Origin of the sequence: Rheinheimera sp. WS51 (assembly GCF_050936095.1) — a bacterium.
Classification (GTDB): Bacteria; Pseudomonadota; Gammaproteobacteria; order Enterobacterales; family Alteromonadaceae; genus Alishewanella.
In genome coordinates, this window is sequence record NZ_JBOTRC010000002.1 from 233,229 (window position 1) to 251,211 (window position 17,983).

Annotated in this window: 17 protein-coding genes; 7 read left to right on the forward strand and 10 right to left on the reverse strand. The window is 41.4% G+C overall.

Features of this window, described 5'->3' with window-relative positions; all coding sequences use genetic code 11:
* Positions 1-113 precede the first annotated feature (113 nt).
* Positions 114-539 (forward strand): CBS domain-containing protein, encoded by a 426-nt coding sequence (locus ACRCA4_RS04905; RefSeq protein WP_433184986.1) that lies wholly within the window; start codon positions 114-116, stop codon positions 537-539.
* 106 nt (positions 540-645) lie between these two features.
* Here ACRCA4_RS04905 and ACRCA4_RS04910 read toward each other — a convergent pair whose 3' ends face one another.
* The 9 genes from ACRCA4_RS04910 to hisG all read right to left on the reverse strand — a co-directional run bounded on the left by ACRCA4_RS04910 (position 646) and on the right by hisG (position 10,151).
* Positions 646-2,808, reverse strand: coding sequence for a S46 family peptidase (locus tag ACRCA4_RS04910; RefSeq protein ID WP_433184989.1), 2,163 nt, complete (start codon positions 2,806-2,808; stop codon positions 646-648).
* Between the two features lie 168 nt (positions 2,809-2,976).
* Entirely contained in the window at positions 2,977-3,597 is a 621-nt protein-coding gene (gene hisIE / locus ACRCA4_RS04915; RefSeq protein WP_433184992.1) for a bifunctional phosphoribosyl-AMP cyclohydrolase/phosphoribosyl-ATP diphosphatase HisIE, read from the reverse strand.
* Positions 3,598-3,613: 16 nt separating this feature from the next.
* The gene (gene hisF, locus ACRCA4_RS04920; protein WP_433184995.1) at positions 3,614-4,390 is read right to left on the reverse strand and encodes an imidazole glycerol phosphate synthase subunit HisF; all 777 of its coding nucleotides are present in this window, start codon (positions 4,388-4,390) and stop codon (positions 3,614-3,616) included.
* A complete protein-coding gene (gene hisA / locus ACRCA4_RS04925; protein WP_433184998.1) occupies positions 4,372-5,109 on the reverse strand; it encodes a 1-(5-phosphoribosyl)-5-[(5-phosphoribosylamino)methylideneamino]imidazole-4-carboxamide isomerase in 738 nt (245 codons plus the stop codon). Before hisA ends, hisF begins: the two co-directional genes overlap by 19 nt.
* On the reverse strand, positions 5,106-5,714 hold the full coding sequence (hisH, locus tag ACRCA4_RS04930; protein ID WP_433185001.1) for an imidazole glycerol phosphate synthase subunit HisH: 609 nt from the start codon (positions 5,712-5,714) through the stop codon (positions 5,106-5,108). Before hisH ends, hisA begins: the two co-directional genes overlap by 4 nt.
* Complete coding sequence (gene hisB, locus ACRCA4_RS04935; RefSeq protein ID WP_433185004.1) at positions 5,714-6,784, reverse strand: bifunctional histidinol-phosphatase/imidazoleglycerol-phosphate dehydratase HisB; 1,071 nt, start codon at positions 6,782-6,784, stop codon at positions 5,714-5,716. Before hisB ends, hisH begins: the two co-directional genes overlap by 1 nt.
* Positions 6,785-7,876 (reverse strand): histidinol-phosphate transaminase, encoded by a 1,092-nt coding sequence (gene hisC, locus ACRCA4_RS04940; RefSeq protein ID WP_433185007.1) that lies wholly within the window; start codon positions 7,874-7,876, stop codon positions 6,785-6,787.
* Positions 7,873-9,240, reverse strand: coding sequence for a histidinol dehydrogenase (gene hisD, locus ACRCA4_RS04945; protein ID WP_433185010.1), 1,368 nt, complete (start codon positions 9,238-9,240; stop codon positions 7,873-7,875). The genes hisC and hisD overlap by 4 nt, the downstream gene beginning before the upstream one ends.
* 2 nt (positions 9,241-9,242) lie before the next feature.
* Positions 9,243-10,151, reverse strand: coding sequence for an ATP phosphoribosyltransferase (hisG, locus tag ACRCA4_RS04950; RefSeq protein WP_433185012.1), 909 nt, complete (start codon positions 10,149-10,151; stop codon positions 9,243-9,245).
* A 466-nt stretch (positions 10,152-10,617) separates the two neighbouring features.
* Between hisG and ACRCA4_RS04955 the strand changes: the two genes are divergently transcribed.
* From ACRCA4_RS04955 to ACRCA4_RS04975, 5 genes are all read left to right on the forward strand, one after another.
* Positions 10,618-11,859, forward strand: coding sequence for a M24 family metallopeptidase (locus ACRCA4_RS04955; RefSeq protein ID WP_433185015.1), 1,242 nt, complete (start codon positions 10,618-10,620; stop codon positions 11,857-11,859).
* A 128-nt stretch (positions 11,860-11,987) separates the two neighbouring features.
* Positions 11,988-12,233 (forward strand): hypothetical protein, encoded by a 246-nt coding sequence (locus tag ACRCA4_RS04960; protein ID WP_433185017.1) that lies wholly within the window; start codon positions 11,988-11,990, stop codon positions 12,231-12,233.
* Between the two features lie 108 nt (positions 12,234-12,341).
* Positions 12,342-14,273 carry an ATP-dependent DNA helicase gene (locus ACRCA4_RS04965; RefSeq protein WP_433185020.1) on the forward strand — a complete coding sequence of 644 codons (1,932 nt, stop codon included), beginning with the start codon at positions 12,342-12,344 and terminating at the stop codon, positions 14,271-14,273.
* Positions 14,270-14,977 (forward strand): tRNA (adenosine(37)-N6)-threonylcarbamoyltransferase complex dimerization subunit type 1 TsaB, encoded by a 708-nt coding sequence (gene tsaB, locus ACRCA4_RS04970; protein ID WP_433185023.1) that lies wholly within the window; start codon positions 14,270-14,272, stop codon positions 14,975-14,977. Before ACRCA4_RS04965 ends, tsaB begins: the two co-directional genes overlap by 4 nt.
* Before the next feature lie 140 nt (positions 14,978-15,117).
* Positions 15,118-15,420, forward strand: a complete 303-nt coding sequence (locus ACRCA4_RS04975) for a hypothetical protein (RefSeq protein ID WP_433185026.1) — start codon at positions 15,118-15,120, stop codon at positions 15,418-15,420.
* Between the two features lie 75 nt (positions 15,421-15,495).
* On the opposite strand, the gene ACRCA4_RS04980 is transcribed toward ACRCA4_RS04975, so the two are convergent.
* On the reverse strand, positions 15,496-16,836 hold the full coding sequence (locus tag ACRCA4_RS04980) for an alkaline phosphatase (protein ID WP_433185028.1): 1,341 nt from the start codon (positions 16,834-16,836) through the stop codon (positions 15,496-15,498).
* A gap of 256 nt (positions 16,837-17,092) precedes the next feature.
* On the opposite strand from ACRCA4_RS04980, the gene ACRCA4_RS04985 reads away from it, so the two are divergent.
* Positions 17,093-17,950, forward strand: coding sequence for a class I SAM-dependent methyltransferase (locus tag ACRCA4_RS04985; RefSeq protein WP_433185031.1), 858 nt, complete (start codon positions 17,093-17,095; stop codon positions 17,948-17,950).
* Positions 17,951-17,983 lie beyond the last annotated feature (33 nt).

The window sequence follows — 17,983 nt, forward strand, 5'->3', positions numbered from 1 at the left end:
TTTATTACAAGATAGATTAAGGTAAAAGTTTTGGCTAGCTTTGATCTACATTAATCTAGATAAAGACAAGTTATGGAATAATGATTATCAACCTATTGAAATGGAGACAGTGAATGAAATATGTTGCTGATTTAATGACTGCAGATCCTTTTTGTTTAGAAAGAGGGGCTAACTTAAAAGATGCCCATGACTTAATGCGGGCTAAAAATGTCAGGCATATTCCCGTTATCGACGCTAACGGAGAGCTAGTGGGCATGCTAACGCAAAAAGTGTTAGTGGCTAAAGTTATGTCACTTGTTGCTCAGTTTGGTACGCCTGAATTAGAACGAAAAGAGAAACAACAGCTAGTGACGGATATGATGCTAACAGATTTTGCGAGTGTACAACCTAGTACGACCTTACTTGAGGTTGCGCAATATTTTGTTACTAACAGGCACGGCTGCCTGCCTATAGTTGATGACAATAATAAAATTAAAGGTATTTTAACCTCGTCAGATTTTGTCCGCCTTGCAGCATCATTACTTAAAACCTCATCTTAAGGGTTAGCCTTGTAATTTATATATCAGCTAACATGATAAAGCAGCATAAAAAAGCCCTCATATTTAGTTTGAGGGCTTTTCAACTTAACACTAACGAGTGATAAATTTAATTTTGTTGAATATTTAATTCTTTAAGTAAGTTTGTTGCTTCATCAACTAGCTGCATTTGCCATAGCATAAAGCGCGAGTCCACTTGGATAGAGCGAGTATTAGCGTCACTGTAGTCCCAGTCAGAGATGATTGAGTCTAAGGTGCCGTCGAATGCTAAACCAACCAGCTCACCTTTGCTATTTAGTACTGCTGAACCTGAGTTACCGCCAGTAATATCTAAAGTTGCTAAAAAGTTAACAGGCACAGAATTTAAGTCATCTACTTTATAGTTAGCAAATTGCTTAGCTGCGATGGTGTCTAGCTGTTTTTGTGGCGCATTAAACTCACCTTCACCTGTTGCTTTAGCACTAATACCGCGCAGCGTAGTGAAAGGTGCCCAAGCATTACCATCTTCATTACCATGAGCTCGGCCTTTAACATTACCGTAAGTGACACGAAGGGTACTGTTTGCATCTGGATAAACGGCTTCACCTTTAGATTGCATAAAGGCAATTTTAGCACGCATATAGTTTGCATAGGCTTGTTGAATTTTACCTGCTAGCTCTTCGTCTGCCGCTTCTTGCTTTAAATCTGTTTTGTATAAAGCAATAGCCGCTTTTACAAAAAAGTCATTACTGGCTTTAAAGTCAGCAATTGAACCCCCTAATAGCGCTTGACGATTTTCTAAAGCAGTTAAACCGGTAGCATTATACCAAGAGTCAATTAAGCTTATTAATTGCTGCTGGCTCATATTATCTTTTATGCCCATGACCTTATCAAATTCAGCATTACGCTGCTTTTTGTTTTGGTTGGCATATTTAGTTAAATTATGCAGATCAAAGGCTTTTTCTACATTAACATCAAAGTTACGCTCCATGCCTGCAATATTAGCTTTAAAACGAGGCAGATCACGCTCTTGGAATCCCGCTTTACGATCAGCATTGGCTTTAGTGTTTTCGTGGGTTAAGCGGTGTAAAGCGCGGGCTAAGGTTAGTAAGCGTGGCGTTGCATTATTAAGTAAATACTCGGCTCTATTTTGCTCTTGGCGTTGTTTTAATAGCGTTTCAATTTCGGCTAAATCTTTCGCATAGGCTTTTTTATTGCTACGGCTGCTATTAACCCATTGCGTTAATGCTTGGTGCTCTGCAGTTTTACGCTGTAAAAAATCACTATCAGCAAAGCTATCTAGCATGCCTTGGCGATTTTTCATGTAGTTATTTAAACCAGCTTTTCGGCTGGCATATTTTAACTCAGCATCTTTATTATTAGCGGTTTCGCGGGCAATAATATCTAGCGTGTCTTTAAAGTGCTGTACCGTATTTGGATATGCCCAGGTGAATGTTTCACTCACTTCGCTAGGCAAGCGGTGACGGTTAGTGCGGCCAGGATAGCCTAAGGCCATAACGAAATCGCCATCATTTAATGCGTCGGTGGCAATTTTTAAATGGTAATCAGGTTTGTAGGGCACGTTATCTACACTATAGTCAGCTGACTTGCCTTCAGGACTAACATAAGCACGATAGAAGCTATAATCACCTGTATGACGTGGCCACATCCAGTTATCGGTATCACCACCAAACTTACCTACACCAGAGGGAGGGGCATGGACTAAACGTACGTCTTTAATTTCTAATTGTTTAATTAAATAATATTCTAAACCACCATAATATGACGCCACAGTGCAACGATGACCAGCATCTTGCTCACAGTCGGCAACTAAGCTTTTCTCATTAGCTTCAATAGCATCTAAGCGCTTTTTACCGCTTAGTTTAGCTGTTTTAGCATCAACAACCTTGTCAGTGACATTATCGACTGCTTTTGTAACAAAAATTCTGCTACCAGGTGCTGCAGAGACTTCTTCGTTAAAGCTTTTAGCTAAAAAACCATTAGTTAATAAGTCATTCTCTGGCGTTGAGTTATGGGCAATGCTACCATAAACACAGTGATGGTTAGTCACCACTAAACCCTGATCTGAAACAAAAGATGCAGAGCAACCGCCTAAACTTACGATAGCGCCCATAGGGAACTCGGTTAATTTGGTTAAACTAGCAGGATCTAGCGCTAAACCTGCAGTTTTTAATTTATCAGCAATTTCAGGTAACTGCTGTGGCATCCACATGCCTTCATCGGCAATGGCAAAGCTGCTGGCTAGGGCTAGCATAAGAAGTGTTTTTTTCATGGTTGCTCTTCTAGTTATAATGTTAACGGAATAAAACCTGTAATCAGGCCTATAGTCGATGCCAGAGTAGGGGCTTGTCAATATGCAGACAAACCCTGTTACATTTAATTTAGCCAGATGAGCAATTTTTAACGAGGAACAGCAGGATAAGACAAGGTTTTGCTATGCTTAAGCTGATTTATGCCGCTGCTGTAGTACCTGTATTACCTCATTTAAAGCTAAATCTTGGCTGCGCAGTAACACCAATAAATGGAAAACTAAGTCTGCAGCTTCATTTTTTAATTCTTCTTTATCACCCACAGTAGCTGCTAGTGCGGCTTCTACACCTTCTTCACCCACTTTTTGCGCTATTCTTTTTACGCCACTGGCAAATAAACTGGCGGTATAACTGCTGGTTGCATCAGAGCCTTGAAGAGCTTTAATTACTTGCTCTAATTGGTATAAAAAGCTTAGCTGAGGACTGTTTTGGCTGTTATTAGCCCAGCAGCTTTCATTACCTAAATGACAAGTTGGCCCTTCAGGTAAGGCGAGCACTAATAAGCTATCGGCATCACAATCTGCGGTTACACTAACTAAGTGTAAAAAGTTGCCTGAGCTTTCGCCTTTACACCATAAGCGTTGTTTGCTGCGACTATAAAAGGTGACCTTTTTACTGCTTAAGCTTTGCGTGAGCGCCTCAGGGTTCATATAAGCCTGCATCAACACCTTACCTGAAACAGCGTGCTGAACTATGGCAGGGAGTAGTTGATTTTCAGGCCAGTTAAGCTGACTTATTTGCTGTTGATTCATGCTAAACCTTTATTTTTTAGATTGGACGTATGCTAATGCCATCGGCAATTAACTTGGCTTTTAATTCTGCAATGCTAATTATGCCTTTATGAAAAACGCTAGCCGCAAGGGCAGCATCGACATCGGCTTGCTTAAATACATCTGTAAAGTGCTGCAAGGTGCCGGCACCGCCACTGGCAATTAGGGGCACTTTACAAAGCAGACGTAAACGTTGTAATTGTGCGATATCGTAGCCTTGGCGCACACCATCTTGGTTCATGCAATTTAAAACAATTTCACCAGCGCCGCGTTGCTGTACTTCCAGTAACCAATCGCGAGTAAGCCATTGGGTTTTTTGAGTCCGGCTTTCATCACCGGTAAATTGAAATACCTGATATTGACCAGAGCTTTGATCAAAAAAGCTATCTATACCAATAACAATACATTGGCGGCCAAAGGCTTGGCTTAATTCATTTATTAATTCGGGGTTAGCTAAAGCAGGGCTATTAATTGAAATTTTATCTGCGCCCATTTCTAATATTTTAGCGGCGTCGGCGACGGTTTTAATGCCACCAGCAACACAAAACGGAATATCTATTACCTTAGCAATACGTTGCACCCAGCTTTTATCAACAGTACGGTTATCGCTTGATGCGGTAATATCATAAAACACTAGCTCATCGGCACCGGCTGCTGCATAACGTTCGGCCAGTGGTACTATATCGCCAATAATTTCATGATTACGAAACTGCACGCCTTTTACGACTTTGCCATCGCGAACATCTAAACAAGGGACTATCCGTTTTGCCAGCATTGTATTGCCTCCGTTAGGCTAAATTTGCCCTCTAACAAAGAGCGACCCAAAATAACACCGGCTACGCCACTGCCTATTAAGGCTTTAATATCATCAAGTTGACCAATGCCGCCTGAAGCTTGCCACTGTATTTGTGGATAAACCGCGCTGAGTTCTTTGTATAAGCTAACATTGGAACCGGTTAAGGTGCCGTCTTTACTGATATCAGTGCATAACACATGCTTAGCACCAGCGGTAATATAGTCAGTTAAAACTTGCTCTAAAGTGACAGAAGACTGTTCAATCCAGCCGTGTGATGGCAAGGTTTTCTCGCCTTGCTCATTAATAGCCACATCCAGTGCGAGCACTATTTTGTCCCCGCCGTACTTTTGTAACCATTGCTGAACTAAAGCGGGTTCACGAATAGCTAAACTGCCAATGACCACTCGGCTTGCACCGGCTTGTAATAAGTCGATGACATCTTGCTCAGAGCGAATACCACCGCCCGCTTGAATATAAATAGGCGAAGCGGTCATTAGCTGCTGAAGTAAATTTAGTTGCCGTTGCTGTGCATCTTTAGCGCCAGATAAATCGACTAAGTGCAGCCAAGTGGCGCCTTGCTCTGCATACTGATTGCGCAGGTTTAACGCACTAACATTATATTCAGTGCTATTGTCATAACGGCCTTGGTACAGCCTAACTACATTGCCGTCTATTAAATCTATTGCTGGAATAATCATAATTGCCACTTTAAAAAGTTATCTAATAATTTTGCGCCGGCTTTGCCAGAGCGCTCAGGGTGAAATTGTGCACCTGTAATATTGTCTTTAGCGATTAATGCCGAAAAATCCTCGCCATAATGGCAGCGAGCGATAGTGTGCTCGCTCGGTGCTACAGCAAAACTATGAACAAAATAAAAATAATCTTGCTTAGTTATACCGTTAAGCAAGGGGTGAGGCGCAATATGGCTTAAAGTATTCCAGCCCATATGCGGTAAACGAACCATTTGGCTTGGCATTGCGGCTACTTTGCCGGGAATTAATTTTAAGCAATCAACATTACCTTCATCACTGTACTGAGTGAGTAACTGCATGCCTAAGCAGATCCCTAATACTGGCTGCTGTAATTGTTGCAAACAAGTTATAAGATCCGCTTGTTGCAGTTTTGCCATAGCATTATTGGCCGTGCCGACACCGGGTAAAATAATCCGCTTAGCTTGTTTTATTAACTTAAGATCCCGGCTAACCCTGACTTTAGCCCCTAAACGTTGACAAGCAAAATAGACCGAACTGATATTGGCACAGCCGGTATCAACAATAACTAAATCTGTAGCTAAGCCAGTCATTACAATACACCTTTAGTGCTGGGCAGGGCGTCACCTGATACCTTAATAGCTTGGCCTAAAGCCCGACCAAAAACCTTAAATAAGCCCTCTACCATGTGGTGCTTATTGCCTGGGCTAATGGATAAGTGTAACGACATCATCATGGCGTCACTTAATGAACGAAAAAAGTGCGGCACCATTTCTAAATTTAATCCGCCAACATTGCCTTGACCTAAGTCTGCATTAAATTTAAATAATGGTCGGCCAGATAAATCTAATACACATTCGGCGCGGCATTCATCCATAGGCAGCACAAAGCCAAAACGGTTAATACCGCGCTTATTGCCCAGTGCTTGTTTTAATGCTTGGCCTAATGCTAAAGCAGTATCTTCAACGCTGTGGTGATCATCTATATGTAAGTCGCCAGCGACATTAACCTGCAACGAAAACTCGCCGTGGGCAGCAATTTGCTCAAGCATATGATCAAAAAAGCCAATACCGGTATTAAAAGCGCTGTCACCGGTTTTATCTAAATCAACACTAATTTTGATATCGGTTTCACGGGTAGTGCGACTGATTACGGCTTGGCGCTTACGGCTTAAAATAGCTTGGCTTATTTCAAGCCAGCCTAAGGTTTCGCGCTGATATTGAAATGACTTTAGCCCCATATTGTCAGCAAGTTGAATATCAGTGGCGCGATCACCAATAACATAAGAGTTAGTAAAATCAATTTTGCCTTGCTGTAAGTAGTCTTTAACTAAACCCAAATTAGGCTTACGACAACTGCAATTATCTGACTCAAAGTGAGGGCAAATAAGCACATCGGCAAATTCAATACCTTGTGAATTTAATAGCTGCATCATTTTAGCTTGCGGGGCGTCAAAGTTGGCTTGTGGAAAACTATCAGTGCCCAGGCCATCTTGGTTAGTCACCATCACTAAAAGATACCCTGCAGCTTGTAGCTTTAATAATGCAGGCACTAAATTAGGCTCGTAAACCAGCTTTTCTAAGCTATCAAGTTGTTTATCTAACGCCGGCTCTTCAACCATAGTGCCGTCGCGGTCAATAAATAAAATAGGTTGGCTAGGCATTTATATACTCTCTTGTAAATTAAAATAATTCTGTAACGCTTGTTGTAAGTTTTGCATTTGTTCAGCATTACCCATTGAAACTCTAACTACTTCTGTAAGCCCTAATTGGTTAGACTGGTTACGCACTAAGATCCCTTGCTGATGCAGTGCCTTAATCAAATGTGCGGCATCAGTTACTTGCAATAACACAAAGTTGGCATCACTTGGCCAGACTTTGTTTATACCACTGAGTCCTTTAGCAAAATCAATAAAGCTATTTCGTAGCTGATTAATCACTACAATCTTTTGCTGCATTTCATTAATCGCGTCTGGCTGTAAGGCTTGACAGGCTATTTGAACAACAGGCTCAGCCAGCGGATAAGGCGCAATAATTTGTTTAAGGGCATTGATGACGTCAGCATTGGCCAGGGTAAAACCACAACGTAAACCGGCTAAGGCAAAGGCTTTAGATAAAGTGCGCAGCACTACTAAATTGGGGTGTTGGTTAAGTAAAGAGGCGACCGAGCTTTGGCTGATAAACTCAATGTAAGCTTCATCTACCACCACTAAGGCGTTATTTTTAAAGTGCTCTACCACGGTAATTATTTGCGCTTGGGGAATAATATTACCTGTGGGATTATTGGGGCTACAGATAAAAACCAGCTTTGGTTTAGTTGCCAATATAGCGGGTAAATCTAGCTGGCAATCAGCGGTTAACGGCACAATGTTGGTGTTAACTTGTTGGCTTTGCGCACTAATGGCATACATGCCATAGGTCGGCGGGCAAAGAGTAATGCTATCTTGCTTTGGCTCGCAGAAACTTCGTATTAGTAGCTCTATTGCCTCATCAGCGCCACGGCTAACTAGCACTTGGTTGCTGGTAACACCGGCATAGTTTGCATAGGCTTGAAGCAAAGTTGCAGGTTGGCAATCTGGGTAGCGGTTAAATTCACCCGTGACTTGATACTCAGTAGCAAGCGCATTTTCATTGGCATTAAGCCAAGTAGCCGCCGTAGTACTGCTTATGCTGCGCCTTGCTGAAGCATAAGGCGTGATCGCCTTAACACTGCTGCGTGCTAATTCGCTTATTGCATCGTTAATTACGCCAGTCATTTTTTACTCCTTGGTTGCTCACTAAGTGCTAACACATCTAAACGCTTAATTACCGCTGCGGCATGGCCATCAAGTCTTTCTGCTTGAGCTAGGGTCACTATGGCCGGTCCAATATGTTTAAGGCCAAGCTTGCTGATGGTTTGCACCGTATAACGACGATAAAAATCCACTAGCGATAAACTGGATAAGGTTTTGCTAAAACCATAAGTTGGTAACACATGGTTAGTGCCACTGGCATAGTCACCAGCAGACTCCGGTGACCAAGGGCCAACAAAAATACTGGCTGCGCTGCTAAATTGGCTAACTAGTTGCTCTGGGTTTTCGGTTTGAATAATTAAGTGCTCAGGGGCATAAGCATTAGTGACCGCAACCGCTTGCGCTAAGCTTGGTGTTAAAATGTATCGGCTATGGGCTAAGGCTTGGCTGGCAATAGCTTTGCGCGGTAAAACCGCTAGTTGCTTATCAACTTCAGTTTGCACTTGTTTAATGAGCGCTAGGCTATCGCTGACTAATAGCGCTTGCGAGTCAACGCCGTGCTCGGCTTGAGACAATAAATCGGCTGCAACAAAACAAGCATTAGCTTGGCTGTCGGCAATGACTAACACTTCTGATGGGCCTGCTGGCATATCTATTTGTGCACCTTGCGGATCTTGGCTAACTTGCTGCTTAGCTTCGGTTACATAGCGATTACCAGGACCAAATATTTTATCGACTTTACTTATGCTATTGGTACCATAAGCAAGGGCTGCTATAGCTTGAGCGCCGCCTAGAGTATAAATTTCAGTTATGCCACAGAGTGTTGCTGCATAAACAATTTCTGGTGCAATATTTTCGGCTAGTTTTTTTCCAGGCGGTGTTACTAAAACAATGCGTTTACAACCGGCAAGCTGCGCTGGCACACCCAACATTAAAACCGTTGAGGGCAGAGGCGCTGTGCCACCTGGAATATATAAACCAACGGCATTAATGGCGCTATTTTTTAATTGGCAAAGCACACCTGGGCTAGTTTCAACCTCGATATCTTGAGGTAACTGAGCCGCATGAAAACGACGAATATTAGTATAAGCTAAGTCGATAGCTGCTTTTCTCTCAGCAGCTAAAGCGCTAACTAATTTTTGTTGCTGTTGCGTTGTTAGCACTAGGCTGTTGTTGGCTAAACCATCAAATTGCTGGCTATAAGCCACTAAAGCCGCATCACCTTGCTGGCGCACTTTTTGGATAATTTGCGTCACTGCTTGTTTAATATCTGAACTGTCGGCTAATTTTGGTCGTGCTAATACCTCAGCTTGTTGCTGGGCCGATAAGGTTGACCAGTTAGCAATAGCCATTTTTGGTTTAGCTGTTTTTGCTAGTTCGCTTGTCATGGCTACTCCATCATTTTTTCAATAGGTAGCACTAAAATAGAGCTGGCGCCTAAGGCTTTTAATTGCTCCATCGTTTCCCAAAACAGGGTTTCACTACTAACAACGTGAATAGCAACAACATCATCGTTACTTGCTAATGGCAAAATGGTTGGATTTTCAGCACCGGGTAATAAATCGATAATGGCATCAAGTTGCTTTCGCGGTGCGTGTAACATGATGTACTTACTTTCATGAGCACGCATAACGCCTGAAATTCTTGGCATTAACTTATTAATTAAACTTAACTGGCGTGGCTCGGATAAATTTTTACGCTGAATAAGTACCGCTTTACTGCGATAGATAACTTCGACTTCTTTTAAGCCATTAGCTTCAAGAGTGGCACCTGTTGAAACTAAATCACAAATGGCATCGGCTAAACCGGCTCTTGGTGCAACTTCTACCGAGCCTTTTAAATTAACCACCCGAGCATTAATACCTTGTTGTTTTAAATATCTACCCAACAGTCTAGGGTAGGTAGTCGCAATGGTTTTACCTTGTAAAGAAGTCACTCCGCTGTAGTTTTCTTCTTGTTGAACGGCAATAGATAGCCGACATCCGCCAAAATCTAAACGAGCTAACACGGTATAATCAAAGCTGTCGTCATCTAATTTGCGTTGTAATGACTCTTCTTCTAAAACGTTTTCACCAATAATGCCTAAATCACAAACGCCGTCCATCACTAAGCCTGGAATATCGTCATCACGCACCCGCAAAATATCGATAGGCATATTTTCTACATGCGCAATTAAGCGCTGCTCACGCAAGTTAATTTTCAAACCACAACTGGTTAGTAGTTGTTGTGAGTCAACTGATAAGCGACCAGATTTCTGCATAGCAATGCGTAAACGACTTGGTTCTGCTACTAAATTCATAATCTTTCCTAATATATTTTGCTCAATAAAAAACCCCGAGACTGGGCTCGGGGTTTAATTAACTGTTCCACCGGAGCGCCAGAAATAGCCCTCCGAAAAAGACGGCAGGCTAGTCGCTATGATGATGGTGATGGAATACAGTTTTCATTTTATCTACCTAGATTTGTTTTGATGTATACAAGTTAAAGGTTGTTAGCTTAGTGTGCAAGTTTTATTTTAGTATGAAATTCAACCTTGTATTTATTAAGTCATTGATTTTATTTGAGTGTGTATTTTGTTATGAAATTTAATTTGTAAGTAATTAAATATGAATTATGAAAAATGCTCAATTTTAGTGTATAAATTAATCAGGTTGTATAGTCATTGCTACTATTGGCTAGGTGATAGATAATTTGTTAGCTGTTACTATAGGCTAATGTAAAGAGCTAAGGTTTCGGCTTAGCGATATATTTAATTAGGAGTAATAATGGCGGTCAAAAATAGCGGTATAGGTGGTGTGACTAAACAACAAGCTTTAGCGTCGTTATCAGATATGACAGCAGGGTTGCCTGCGGTTGATGAAAAAGAATATCAGCATCGAATAGCTCGCGCTTGCGGCTTAATGCAGTTGCATAATATTGATGCAGTTTTATTAAATGCGGGTACTAATTTAAGTTATTTTACTGGATTAAATTGGTATGCCAGCGAACGCTTAGTCTGTGCATTATTGCTCGCTAATGGCGATGTTTTATATGTTTTGCCTGAATTTGAAATTGGCTCTATACAGCCTTTAGTTAAAATGTCAGGTTCATTGCATGGTTGGCAAGAGCATGAAAACCCGTATCAACTCTGTGTGCAATTAATTCAACAGAATTTACAGCAACCCAATCACTCAGCGGTAATTGGTATTGATGAAAGTGCAGCTTTCTTTATTGCCGATGGAATTAAAATAGCGTTAGCCGGTAAAGGTGATATTGTTAATGCCCAACCGGTTACTGCCGGTTGTCGAATGCAAAAAAGTGCAACGGAAATTGCTATAATGCAGCGGGCTATGGATATGACCTTAAAAGTACACCAAGCAACGGCCAGTATTTTATATCCGGGCATAACAACCGCTGAAGTAACTGACTTTATTGATCAAGCACACCGTAAGGTTGGGGCTAAGCAGGGCTCTTATTTCTGTATTGTGCTATTTGGGACAGATACAGCCTTTCCGCATGGAGTTGATAAACCAAAAGTATTAGAAGAAAACGAGATGGTATTAATAGATACCGGCTGTAAATTAAATGGCTATTTATCTGATATTACTCGTAGCTATATTTTTGGCGAAGCAACAGAAAAACAGCGTGCTGTTTGGCAGCATGAGAAGCAAGCACAAATTATTGCTTTTAACGCTGCAAAAATAGGTGTGGCTGGGCAAGATGTAGATAAAGCTGCTCGCGATTATTTAACCGAACAAGGCTATGGGCCAGACTATAAACTACCCGGTTTACCGCATCGTACCGGCCACGGTATCGGTATGGATATTCACGAATGGCCCTATTTAGTACAGGGCAATACACTAGCTTTAGCAACGGGTATGTGTTTTAGTAATGAGCCTATGTTAGTGCTACCAGGTGAATTTGGTATTCGCTTAGAAGATCATTTTTATATAACAGAAAATGGGCCACGTTGGTTCACCCAGCCTAGTTATGCAATAGATGCTCCTTTTGCTGATATAGCAGAGTAGCTTTTAGCAGGACTGCTAGGCTAGAAGGTCGAGTGTTAGCTTAAATTTAACGTTAAGCTAAAGTTTAAGCTACACTCGCCGATATAAAGTATTCAAACAATATAAGCTTAAAGCTTAGGAGGCCATTCATGGATGCTTTTATGCCATTTGTGCAACGTGTAGTCGGTGGTCCTGTTGAGCAAGACGCTAAATTAGTCGTGCCAGTGTTCAGAGATGCCCGACTTACATTATTAAAACCCCATGAACAAAAATTTTTAATTTTACGCCGGCCAAGATACGGTAAGGCTATTGAAGATGTACCAGAGGCACCTTATACCACACCCGAAGATGAACAGAAGGTAGGGGATGATGGCCGCTTAGATATTTTTGTCTGATTTCTGCTAGCAAAACAGGCATAATAGCGACTTTATATTTAGCTAAGATGGTATTTGCTGTGCAGCTTATTGTTTTTTCACATTTATCTTCACTTTTTATTGCTCGCCATGCATAACCAAGTTAATGCTGCATTTTCTGCGACCGGTGCCTTAGCTAAGCATATTGACGGCTTTAATGCCCGAGAAGCCCAGCTAGATATGGCCAAAGCCGTGACTGATATTATTGAACAGTCAGGTGCTTTAGTTGTAGAGGCCGGTACGGGTACAGGTAAAACCTATGCTTATTTAGTGCCTGCGTTACTTAGTGGCAAAAAGGTAGTGTTATCTACCGGCACAAAAAACCTACAAGAACAATTGTATTATCGTGATTTACCCACAGTAGTTAAAGCGCTCGCTAGTCCATTACAATTAGCGCTACTAAAAGGGCGCAGTAACTACCTTTGTTTATTTCGTTTAGAGCAGCACTATAATCATGTGCCACTGCAAGATGACAAGCTGATCCAAGATTTAAGCTTAATTAAAAAATGGTCTGCTGAAACCCAAACCGGCGATATAGGCGAACTAGGTTATATTGCTGAAGATTCTAAAGCCTTGCCTTACGTCACTAGTACGACAGATAACTGTTTAGGCAAAGACTGTCCGGTTTATGAAGACTGCCATCTATTAAACGCGCGTAAAAAAGCCCAAGCATCCGACTTAGTGGTTGTTAACCATCATTTATTCTTTGCTGATCTCGCACTTAAAGACACCGGTTTTGGTGAGTTATTACCCGATATGGATGTAATAATATTTGATGAAGCCCACCAGCTGCCGGATATTGCTAGTGACTATTTTGGCGAACATGTTTCCAGTCGGCTATTGCTCGATTTATGCCGTGATATAGATGTCGCCTGTAAAACAGAATTACGCGATCATCCACAGCTAGCTAAAGTTGCAGAAAAACTGGCCTTATTGGTAAAAGATTGGCGGCTACAGTTTTCTGATGATTCAACCCGGGGTAATTGGCGTGAAGCTTATCAGCAACTGCCGATGCAAACGGCCTTAAACCGGGTCAGCGAAAGTATTGAAATGCTGTATTTAGTACTTAAATCCAGCTTAGGCCGTAGTGAGCAAATTGATAATGTGTTTGAGCGCTTAGTGCAAATTAAACTGCGTTTAACCAAACTGACGGATATGCAGCAAGATGGCGTGAGTTTATGGTATGAAACGACTCGTTTGCACGTTAGCTTGCACTTAACGCCGCTTAGCATAGCTGATAAGTTTAACGCTATAGTGGCTGCGGATGAACGTAGTTGGGTTTTTACCTCTGCTACTTTGTCGGTAAATAATGGTTTTAGTCATTACACTGCGCAAATGGGTTTACAACAAGCAAAAACCTTGCTGTTAGAAAGCCCATTTAATTATGCTGAGCAATCTTTATTGTGTGTGCCTCGCTTTATGCCAGAGCCGCATCAGCCAACAATGACTAAAACATTAATCGACATTGCCTGTCAATTAATAGCCGCTAACAATGGCCGCTGTTTCTTTCTCTTTACTAGCCACCGTATGTTACAAATGGTGGCTAAGCAGCTACCCGATTTAATACGTCAGCCGGTGCTAGTGCAAGGCACAACTGGAAAACGTTTGTTGTTAGAACAATTCGTGAAATTAAAAAATGCAGTGCTATTAGGAACAGGCAGTTTTTGGGAAGGCGTCGATGTGCGTGGTGATACTTTAAGCTGTGTTATTATCGACAAGTTGCCTTTTGCTTCACCAGATGAGCCTTTATTACAAGCGCGCAGCGAAAACTGTGTTCGCCAAGGCAAGGATCCTTTTTTCGAAGTACAATTGCCCCAAGCTGTTATCACCCTAAAACAAGGCGTTGGCCGTTTAATTCGTGATGTGACAGATCGCGGGGTTATGGTTATTTGTGACAATAGATTAGTAACAAAACCTTACGGCGAAATATTTTTAACCAGCTTACCAGCAATGAGCCGAACGCGGTCGCTGGATGATGCTATTACATTTTTAAAACAAATAGAGCAGGAAAACGAATCTTGAAACAGCAAGATAATGTAAAACTATTAGCTTTAGATACCTCAACCGAAGCTTGTTCGGTTGCACTTTCTATTAATAATCAGCTGTTAACCTTAGACGAAGTTTGCCCACAGCAGCATAGCAAGCGCATTTTGCCGATGATCCAACAATTGCTTAGTCAGGCCCAATTAAGTCTATCGCAGTTAGATGGCATTGTTTTTGGTAAAGGCCCAGGTAGTTTTACAGGGGTACGAATTGGCGCTGGGGTCTGTCAGGGGCTAGGTTTTGGTGCTAATTTGCCAGTATATGGTGTCTCTACGTTAGCGGCTATGGCACAAGCGGCTTATCGCTTAAAAGGCGCCAAGCAAGTGGTTGCTGCTATTGATGCTCGCATGGCTGAAGTCTATATAGCGGCTTATAAGCTTGATGCTACAACTGAACTTATGCAGCCAATATTGGCAGAAACTGCGGTAAAACCGGGTGTTTTATCTACCCTAGGCTTAGCAGGCGAAGTAGCGGGTGTCGGAACCGGTTGGCAAACTTATGCTCAAGAGCTGCAACTAAAACAGGCTGCAACTTATTATGATGATATTTTGTACCCATCAGCTCAAGATATGCTAGCGCTAGCGCTACCTGCATTGTTAGCCGGTGATTTTATTGCTGCAGAATTAGCAGAGCCCAGTTATGTGCGAGATGAAGTCACATGGCAGAAGTTACCGGGTAAGTGAGTAGAAGCTAAATAATACTTGGTTAAATTTTACCATTGGTTATAATTAAACCAAGTTTGCCAAGCTAGGTTTAAATTGAAGTTGCTAAATCTAGCTGTATCTCAGCGTTTTACTTATAAAGTCTGAACAAGAGCACTGCCATGACGTTAACCGTAAATCAAAGTCTTAATGCACCTGCAAATGTTGCTCCGGTATACACTAACACCGAAGCGCGTAGGCAGTCTGCTGAGCAAAAGATAGCTCCGGTTACACCTCAAGGAACCGGAGTACGCAGCAACGCCAAGGTATTATCTGCCTTAGATGCCGAGCAAGATAAACCTTCTTTTCGTTCTAAACATAATGATGCCCAAGCAGAGCGCGCCTTGTTAGCCTATAAAAGCCTACAAAACCAAGAGCGTCGTAGCGAAATTCAATCTATGCTGGGTGTTGATCTTTACGCTTAATTATTACTTTAAACGTTGAAGTGCCCTTCTTAAGGTAATCGCAAAGAAGGGCAGGCGAGTTAATAACAAACTGCTTTATTTAGTTTGCTCAATATAATGCATAATTTTTTTGGCAATATCAGTGTTGTCTTGAAAACCAATAAAATCATCTTTCCATTTGCCATAGGCTAAAACCGGTATATCAATTGCCGTATGGCCGCTGCTAGTCCAGCCGGTATGGGTTTTTTCATTAATAATTGCTTTAATCTGTTTGGTTAATGCCTTACTGCTTGTGGCTTTAGCCGCTAGCAGTAAAGAGGACTCTTCTTCAGATAATGCCATGCTGGTTAATGTGTGCCATAGTTGCAATGCTTGCTTATCCGTTTCTGCTTTTGACATTTTATCTGCAATAACTAAAGCCGTATTACGAATTTGTTTAATTTTATCAGTGCGCCACTCATAGACACCATTAGCACCTAAAGACAAACCGCCTGTTTCATGATCAGCCGTAATAATGAGTAACGTATCTGGGTTGGCATCAACATAATCTTTAGCAACTTGAATGGCTTTGGCAAAGTCATCCATTTCTGCCATGGCACAAGCGATATCGTTGCTATGACCACACCAATCAATTTGACTGCCTTCTACCATAAGCACAAAGCCTTTTTCCGCGGGTGATAATAACTGTAATGCCTTAGTGGTTAATTGAGCTAACGGTTGTTGCACAGGGTTATCAAGTGCCGAAGGTAGGGCGACATCCGCTAATAGAGCAATAGCAGGTGTGCGTGTTAGCTTGTCTAATTGTTGCCAGTTATCAGCATATTGGTAATCAAGCTGTTTTAACTCATTAATTAAATTGCGATCATCACGGATAAAATACTTTTGGCCGCCACCTAGCATAAGGTCAGCAACAGGCTTACCGTCAATTTTGTAATCAACATACATATCAGCAATTTCAGTGTAATTGCTGCGGCTTTTATTGTGGGCTAAAAAAGAAGCGGGAGTAGCATGGTTAATTTGTGAGCTAGCTACAATACCATTCATTTTGCCACGCTTTTTGGCTTGCATCATCATAGTGCTTAATGGCATATGATTATGATCGACCGAAATAGCACCATTATAGCTTTTAACGCCTGTAGCTAACGCTGTTGCACCTGCTGCAGAGTCGGTAACATAGGTATCATCATCAGGGTAAGAGCTTGCCATACCTAACCAAAGTTGATCATAAATGGTGCTCTGCACTTTCTTAGTATTAGTATCGTTACTAAAGTAGCGGTAGCCTGATAAGTAAGCCGGCCCCATACCATCACCGATCATATAGATGATATTTTTTGGGGCTGCTGCTAATGCAACATTAGAGAATACACTTATAGTTAATAAAGCTACGGGTAAAACGGCGAAAGATAAAAAGGGATGTTGTTTCTGTTTTTTCAGCATAATAAAAATCTCAGCTAAACCTTACTTGATGTTATTGCGTGATAGTGTACGTTATAGAACATAAATGACAAAAATAAGTCGACAAAGCACCGTTAGTATAAGCTGATTGTTTATCTTTACATCGGGCTGCAGCTAGTGCTTAATTAGTAGCAAAGTGTTTTTTAACATAAACGGTTAAAATTTCGATTAAATAATCTATATTAGATTATAAAATAGATTAATCGGTGTTTATCTTTTAGAGGTTGTTAAGATATTAATGATTATAAAAATTAAAAAATTAATCCATACCGTAATTATTCCTCTAGCGATAGTTGTTGCTATGCCAAGTATTGCTGAGGTTTCACAGCAGCAATACTTTAGCCAATTAGATAGCATTGCCAAAGATCCTGCTCGTAGTGAGGAAGATATACAACGCAATACTTATCGTCATCCTACCCAAACGTTAACATTTTTTGGTATTGAGCCACAGATGTCGGTATTAGAGGTTTGGCCAAGTAAAGGCTGGTATACCGAAATTTTAGCTCCGTTTTTACGGGATAAAGGCCAGTTAACTTTAGCCCAGTTTACTCAAGAACCGGAGTACTTTCGTTATGACAGAAATGTATTCTGGGCTAAAATTAGCGCTAAATTAGAGCAACATATAGCAGAAAATGAAGCCAGGTTTGGCCAGGTTGCTACACTAGAGTTAGTGCCGCCGCAATTAATACCTGAAGCCAAAGAGCAATTTGATATGGTATTAAGCTTTCGCAATGCCCACATTTGGAATGAAGATGGTCATTTAAAGGCGACATTAGAAACCTTGTTTAACTCACTTAAACCAGGTGGCATTTTAGGCATGGTTGAGCATCGAGCGTCTAAATTATCAGAAATCTCTAGCTCAGCTAGTGAAGGCTATTTAGATGAGTCTTATGTTATTGAGGCAGCTGAATCAGTGGGTTTTGAGTTAGTCGCTAGTAGTGAAATCAATGCTAATCCATTAGATAGTAAAAATTACCCTAAAGGTGTTTATACCTTACCGCCAACTTTAGCAATGGGTGGACAAGATAAAGAGTACTACTTAGCGATTGGCGAAAGCGATCGCATGACATTAAAGTTTATCAGGCCTAAGCAGTAGAGTATTTGTACCTTGTTGTTAATTGTGGGATGA

Bases quoted from the DNA above. Each gene is read 5' to 3' on its own strand.
- ACRCA4_RS04905 (WP_433184986.1), top strand. From the start codon at position 114: ATGAAATATGTTGCTGATTTAATGACTGCAGATCCTTTTTGTTTAGAA.
- ACRCA4_RS04910 (WP_433184989.1), bottom strand. From the start codon at position 2,808: ATGAAAAAAACACTTCTTATGCTAGCCCTAGCCAGCAGCTTTGCCATT.
- hisIE (WP_433184992.1), bottom strand. From the start codon at position 3,597: ATGAATCAACAGCAAATAAGTCAGCTTAACTGGCCTGAAAATCAACTA.
- hisF (WP_433184995.1), bottom strand. From the start codon at position 4,390: ATGCTGGCAAAACGGATAGTCCCTTGTTTAGATGTTCGCGATGGCAAA.
- hisA (WP_433184998.1), bottom strand. From the start codon at position 5,109: ATGATTATTCCAGCAATAGATTTAATAGACGGCAATGTAGTTAGGCTG.
- hisH (WP_433185001.1), bottom strand. From the start codon at position 5,714: ATGACTGGCTTAGCTACAGATTTAGTTATTGTTGATACCGGCTGTGCC.
- hisB (WP_433185004.1), bottom strand. From the start codon at position 6,784: ATGCCTAGCCAACCTATTTTATTTATTGACCGCGACGGCACTATGGTT.
- hisC (WP_433185007.1), bottom strand. From the start codon at position 7,876: ATGACTGGCGTAATTAACGATGCAATAAGCGAATTAGCACGCAGCAGT.
- hisD (WP_433185010.1), bottom strand. From the start codon at position 9,240: ATGACAAGCGAACTAGCAAAAACAGCTAAACCAAAAATGGCTATTGCT.
- hisG (WP_433185012.1), bottom strand. From the start codon at position 10,151: ATGAATTTAGTAGCAGAACCAAGTCGTTTACGCATTGCTATGCAGAAA.
- ACRCA4_RS04955 (WP_433185015.1), top strand. From the start codon at position 10,618: ATGGCGGTCAAAAATAGCGGTATAGGTGGTGTGACTAAACAACAAGCT.
- ACRCA4_RS04960 (WP_433185017.1), top strand. From the start codon at position 11,988: ATGGATGCTTTTATGCCATTTGTGCAACGTGTAGTCGGTGGTCCTGTT.
- ACRCA4_RS04965 (WP_433185020.1), top strand. From the start codon at position 12,342: ATGCATAACCAAGTTAATGCTGCATTTTCTGCGACCGGTGCCTTAGCT.
- ACRCA4_RS04975 (WP_433185026.1), top strand. From the start codon at position 15,118: ATGACGTTAACCGTAAATCAAAGTCTTAATGCACCTGCAAATGTTGCT.
- ACRCA4_RS04980 (WP_433185028.1), bottom strand. From the start codon at position 16,836: ATGCTGAAAAAACAGAAACAACATCCCTTTTTATCTTTCGCCGTTTTA.
- ACRCA4_RS04985 (WP_433185031.1), top strand. From the start codon at position 17,093: ATGATTATAAAAATTAAAAAATTAATCCATACCGTAATTATTCCTCTA.